5 protein-coding genes are annotated in these 5,796 nt (G+C 72.2%); 1 reads left to right on the top strand and 4 read right to left on the bottom strand.

What is annotated here, in order from left to right:
- Positions 1-41 precede the first annotated feature (41 nt).
- Positions 42-488, bottom strand: coding sequence for a hypothetical protein (locus FNQ90_RS10545; protein ID WP_182606134.1), 447 nt, complete (start codon positions 486-488; stop codon positions 42-44).
- Between the two features lie 177 nt (positions 489-665).
- On the bottom strand, positions 666-2,138 hold the full coding sequence (locus FNQ90_RS10540) for an LVIVD repeat-containing protein (RefSeq protein ID WP_182606133.1): 1,473 nt from the start codon (positions 2,136-2,138) through the stop codon (positions 666-668).
- 147 nt (positions 2,139-2,285) lie between these two features.
- Here FNQ90_RS10540 and FNQ90_RS10535 point away from each other — a divergent pair, with 147 nt between their 5' ends.
- Complete coding sequence (locus tag FNQ90_RS10535) at positions 2,286-3,002, top strand: DUF305 domain-containing protein (RefSeq protein ID WP_323379871.1); 717 nt, start codon at positions 2,286-2,288, stop codon at positions 3,000-3,002.
- Between the two features lie 392 nt (positions 3,003-3,394).
- Here FNQ90_RS10535 and hflX read toward each other — a convergent pair whose 3' ends face one another.
- Together hflX and FNQ90_RS10525 are read right to left on the bottom strand one after the other, a co-directional pair.
- Positions 3,395-4,885 (bottom strand): GTPase HflX, encoded by a 1,491-nt coding sequence (hflX, locus tag FNQ90_RS10530; RefSeq protein WP_182606132.1) that lies wholly within the window; start codon positions 4,883-4,885, stop codon positions 3,395-3,397.
- 379 nt (positions 4,886-5,264) lie between these two features.
- Positions 5,265-5,796, bottom strand: a 532-nt coding sequence (locus tag FNQ90_RS10525) for an ACT domain-containing protein (protein ID WP_182606131.1), incomplete at its 5' end; no start/stop codon positions are given.

Raw genomic sequence — 5,796 nt, 5'->3', positions numbered from 1 at the left:
GACAAAGCCCTCCGGGCCGATTCCCGTCGGGCCCGGGTCCATCACGGTGTCGGAGTCGTTTTTCTCCGGGCCCGGGGACGCCCACCGACCCGCACCGGTGAGAGGAGACAGAACACGGCCAGGAGAAGAGTGGCGATCAGGTAGGGGAGCATCCAGGACGCACCGAGGAGCACCGGGAGAACCGCTCCGGCCTCCCGGCGCGTCACCAGGGTTCCCACGGTCGTGATCACCGCCACGACGACGAGGGATTGGACGACCAGGGAGAGAAGGCGAAGGAGGCGCTCCTCCCGCCCGGGGACCTCATCGACGGAATCGACAAGTCGACTCTCTCCCGAACCCTCTCCGGGAACGAACCGGAGGATCACCCACACGGGATAGGCGATGACCACCGACCAGTGCAATCGGTTCACGCCCTCCTCCAGGAAGCCTCCCCCGCGCACCGCCGCTCCCGCCATGACCATGGAGAAGAGGAACCATGAGGCCCACACCGTGGAAGCCGCACCGGACCACCCCCGATGGGGAGTTCTCCTCGCGGACACGCTTCTCTCCCCGGGGTCGCGCCGGCGGGTGCCGCCGGAGGGGGAGGCCCTGCCGCGGCACCCGCCGGATGTGGGTGGCGGTGGCGGTGGCGGTGGCGGCCGGGAGGCCCCGGCCGCCGTCCGGACTCAGCGGTAGCGCGGCTGGGTCTGGACGTTCAACTCGCTGAGCTTGACGCTCCGGGCGCTGTTGGTGCGCGGGTCGGTGATCCGCAACACGTCCAGGCCCCGCTGCTCGCTGGAGTAGATGTGGCCGTTGTAGTAGTAGGCCGACCAGGTGCCGCCGAAGGTCAGCCGTTCCTCGGAGACCGGGCCCCGGTCGAACCAACCGATCTCCACGGGATTGTCGGAGTCGGTGAACTCCCACACCGAGACGCCGCCCTGGTACCAGGACTGGACCATGATGTCGCGGCCCTTGGCGGGGATCAGGGAGCCGTTGTGCGCGACGCAGTTCTCGGTGTCGGCCTGGTGGCGGGGAATCTTGTAGTAGCTGCGGAACTCCAGCTTGCGCCGGTCGCCCTTGCCGGTGATGTGGTAGATGCCGTTGGCGCCGTACTCGGGGCCGATGGCCGCGGTGCAGGTGGCCGCGCCGCCACCGCCCAACTCGTCGGTGAAGACGACCTTGCTGCCGTCCTGGCTGAAGGTGGCCGAGTGCCAGAAGGCGAAGTGCTCGGCGTCCTGGACCCGGTCGATGACCCGGGGGGCCTCGGGGTCGGTGATGTCCATCAGGATGCCGTCGCCCAGGCAGGCGCCGGCCGCCAGGCGCAGGGCGGGGTAGGCGGTGATGTCGTGGCAGCCGCTGGTCGCCGTACCGGTGGCGTCACCGGGGAAACCACCGTCGGGGAAGAGCACCTCGAAGGAGACGAGTTCGGCGTTCCGCGGGGTCTTCAGCGGCACCTTGACGATGGAGATGCCGTCGTGCGGCGGTTGGCAGTCGGGGTAGCTCGCGTGGGGGAAGTACGAGGAGACGTACACGTACACGGCGCCCTTGCCCGGCACGAGGGTGTGGGTGTGCGAGCCACAGGCGGTCTCCACGGCCGCCACGTACTTCGGGGCGCGCAGGTCGCTGATGTCGAAGACCCGGATGCCCTCCCACGCCTCGGGCCGTGTGGCGGGCATGGTGGTGCTGTTGCAGGAGTCGTCGCTGCGCGAGGAGTCCACCGACAGGATCAGCAGATCGCCGTACACGGAGATGTCGTTCTGCGCGCCGGGGCAGAACACCTCGGTGATGATGCGCGGCCGCTCGGGCCTGCGGATGTCGTAGACGGTGAAGCCGTCGTAGTTGCCCACGAAGGCGTAATGGTCGCGGAAGGCGATGTCGGAGGTCGTGCCCCGGAGAACCTCGCCGGGCACGGTTGCCAGATGGCTGATGTTGCGGCTGTGGACGATCTCGTCCACGCCCGGGATGTCGGTGGAGGCGGTGCCCATCGCGGGGTCGTCGGTGTCGGCCGACTCGTGGCCGGGGATCTCCCGGACGGTCGGCGGCTCCTCGGTGCCGGGCGTCGCGACGGCCGGACTCGCGACGAACAAGGTGGCCAACAGGCCGAATACACCCGCCGCCGCGCCGACGAAGCGGCGTCGGGGGCTGTGGAGCAGCGTCACTGTGGGGTCCTCCCGGATCCTGTGGGTGCCTCAAGGAGTGGTGCTCGGGGTGGCCCCAGTATCCTCTGTGCATGTACATCACAACAGAGGGAAACCAGTGGAGGTGACCGGAACACCCACCGGCAACTCCCCCTCACAGGAGAAAACGTGACGGTCCGTCACTCCATCCGCGGCCGGGCGCTCCGCGTGATCGCGGCCCTGGTGCTCACCCCGCTGACCGCCTGTACCGCCGAGGGTTCCGCCGAGGCGTCCGCGGACGGGGACGCCCCGGCGGTGATCGCCCCCGGCCGTCCCGGGGAGGAGGCCCGGACCCTGTCGCCGGAGGAGGTCGGGGAGGTCGCCGCCCGACTGCGGGACGAGCCGGTCGCCGCGGACTTCGCCTTCATGGAGATGATGGCCGTGCACCACGCGCAGGCCCTGGAGATGACGGCGCTGGCCGAACTCCACGCGGAGAACGAGCGGGTTCGGGGCCTGGCCGGCCGGATCTCGGTGGCCCAGGAGCCGGAGATCGCCGTCATGGAGGCATGGCTGGAGGAGCACGAGGGACACGAGGCGCACGAGAAGCACCGGGGCCACGGGGCCGATGCCCACGGCGGACACGGGGACCACGGCGGACACGACCACTTCGACATGCCCGGCATGGCCTCCCCGGAACAGCTGGCCGAGTTGGATGCGGCCCGGGGCGGGGAGTTCGACCGGCTCTTCCTCGAGTTGATGATCTCCCATCACGAGGGCGCGGTGGTGATGGCCGCCGACGTGTTGGCGCAGACCGGTGACATGGCGGTCAGGGAACTGGCCGGGGAGATCGCCGCCCAGCAGAACGCGGAGATCGGCCGAATGCGGACCCTGCGGGAGGACCTGTGACGCGGACACCGGGTGCGCGAGGGCCAACACGCTGGCCCGGCCACCGGATGGGGTGACATCCCGCGGGGTCGGTCGGATGCGGCGGCCACCACGGGGGGCCGCGCGCGCCCTCCCGGGCAGACGGTGCCGGAGGACGAGGCGTCCCCACTCGATCCTCGCCGCCGCCCACAGTGCTCCGAGACCTGCCCGGACACTCGTTCCCACCGTCGACCCGGAGGAGATCCGGGAACCGGTGCACAAGGCGGGGGACGATCGGCGCGAGGAGGCCGGTACGGGCTTTCGCGGGCGTCACCGTGGAGGCCCGGCGGGGTGGACCGGACGGCTCCGGAACGCGGAAGGACCCGTGCACGATGGTTTCCCATCGAGCACGGGCCCGGGCGCGCGACGCGGCGTCAGACGACGGCCGTCTCCCGACCGGCCCGTCGCAGGTCGGCGGCGAGCTCCTCGTGGACGCGCGCGGTGAGCAGGGTACCGTCGGCCGTGTGCTCCTCGGCCAGCACCTCCCCCTCCGCGTGCACGCGGGAGACCAGGGAGCCCTCGGTGTAGGGCACCAGGACCCGCAACTCCACGTCCGGCCGGGGCAGCTCCCGGTCGATCCACTCCAGGAGTTCCTCCATGCCGGCACCGGTGTGCGCGGAGACCGCCAGGGCCCGCTTCTCGGCCCGCAACAGCCGCTGGAGCACCAGCGGGTCGGCGGCGTCGGCCTTGTTGATCACGACGATCTCCGGGACGTCGGCGGCGCCGACCTCACGGATCACCTCGCGCACGGCGGCCAACTGCTCCTCCGGCACGGGGTGGGCGCCGTCCACCACGTGCAGGATGAGATCGGCGTCGCCGACCTCCTCCATGGTGGAGCGGAACGCCTCCACCAGGTGGTGCGGCAGGTGGCGGACGAAGCCGACGGTGTCGGCCAGGGTGTAGACCCGGCCGCTCGGCGTCTCGGCCCTGCGAACCGTGGGGTCGAGGGTGGCGAACAGTGCGTTCTCCACCAGGACCCCGGCACCGGTGAGCTGGTTGAGCAGCGAGGACTTGCCGGCGTTGGTGTAGCCGGCGATGGCGACCGAGGGCACCTGGTTGCGGCGGCGCTCCTGCCGCTTGACGTCCCGGCCGGTCTTCATCGCGGCGATCTCGCGGCGCAGCTTCGCCATCTTCTCGCGGATGCGGCGCCGGTCGGTCTCGATCTTGGTCTCACCGGGACCGCGGGTGGCCATGCCGCCGCCCGAGGAGCCGGAGCCGCCACCGCCCATCTGACGGGACAGTGACTGACCCCAACCGCGCAGCCGGGGCAGCATGTACTGCATCTGTGCCAGCGACACCTGCGCCTTGCCCTCGCGGGAGGTGGCGTGCTGGGCGAAGATGTCGAGGATCAGGGCGGTGCGGTCGACCACCTTGACCTTGACGACGTCCTCGAGGTGGATGAGCTGGCCGGGGCTCAGTTCACCGTCGCACACGACGGTGTCCGCCCCGGTCTCCAGAACGAGGTCCCGCAGTTCGCGGGCCTTGCCGGAGCCGATGTAGGTGGCCGGGTCGGGCTTGTCGCGGCGCTGGATGACGCCGTCGAGCACCATGGCGCCCGCGGTCTCCGCGAGCGCGGCCAGTTCGGCGAGGGAGTTGTCCGCGTCCTCCGCGGTGCCGGTGGTCCACACCCCGACGAGTACCACGCGCTCCAGGCGGAGCTGTCGGTACTCGACCTCGGTGACGTCCCGGAGTTCGGTGGACAGGCCGGCGACGCGGCGCAGGGCGGCGCGTTCCTCGCGGTCGAGCTGCTCACCGTCGCGCTCGGTGTCGAGCGCGGTCCGGGCGATGTCCTCATCCATCAGGGCATCGGCCCGGCGCCCGGCGGCGCGGCTGTGCTGGTCCTGAGGAAGGGAAGAGAAGGTCAATGTCGTCCTAACGTCGGCGGGTGGTGGTCGGGGCACGGCGTGCGATCCGGCCGCGGCGCGCTCGGCGCGTCGGGCCGGCCGGAGGCCCGGTGGTCCGTCCGCCGGCGTGCGGCGGGGGCGGTCGGGACGCCGGAACGGGCGCCGGGGCGGTCCCGGCGGGACGCGGCTCCCCTGGTGTTCAACGCCGGGGGCGCCCGGGGGATTCCCGACCGCCGGGACGGCCGGCTTCCCGACCACCGCTCCCGAACGTACCCCTCCATGGTCGCACGCCCCACCGGCACGGGCACCGGATTTTCCGCGCCGTTTCGTCCCCCGGGCCCCGCGGCCGTCCGCCCCACCGGCCCGGAGAAACCCGGTGGGAGGCCCGGCCGGGTCGTGGTCAGGCGCCGGTGCGCAGGGCCCGTGCCACGTCGTACACACCCGGGACCCCGCGCATCGCCCGCATGAGGCGGGGCAGCTCACGGGCATCCGGCAGGCGCAGGGTGTAGGTGTGCCGGACCCGACGCTCCCTGGGCGGTTCGACCTCGGCGCTGAGCACCGAGGCGCCGTGCTCGGCGAGCGCCTCGGTCAGTTCGGCGAGCAGATGGGGACGGCCCAGCGCCTCGGCGTGCAGGGTGACCCGGCAGCCGGTGGGGGTGTCCCGCCATCGCACGGGAACCGCGGAACGCCCGGACCGGGCCATCCGACACGCCGCCGGACAGCTCTCCCGGTGCACCGTGACGCCCCCGCCGCGCACCGGGAAGGCCGTGACCTCGTCGGCCGGTACGGGGGTGCAGCAGCGGGCCAGCCGCACCCGGTCGGCGGGGACCGCGCCCCGCGGGCCCTCGACCACGATGCCGGTCTCCGTCGCGGTGTCCTCGCCACGGGGCGCGTGGGGCGCGGTGTCCCCGCCCCCGGCGGCCCCGTGGCGA

The organism is Streptomyces alkaliphilus (genome assembly GCF_014141535.1).
Classification (GTDB): Bacteria; Actinomycetota; Actinomycetes; order Streptomycetales; family Streptomycetaceae; genus Streptomyces; species Streptomyces alkaliphilus.
The sequence above is the reverse complement of the archived record's forward strand: the minus strand, read 5'-3'. Positions and strand labels throughout refer to the sequence as shown.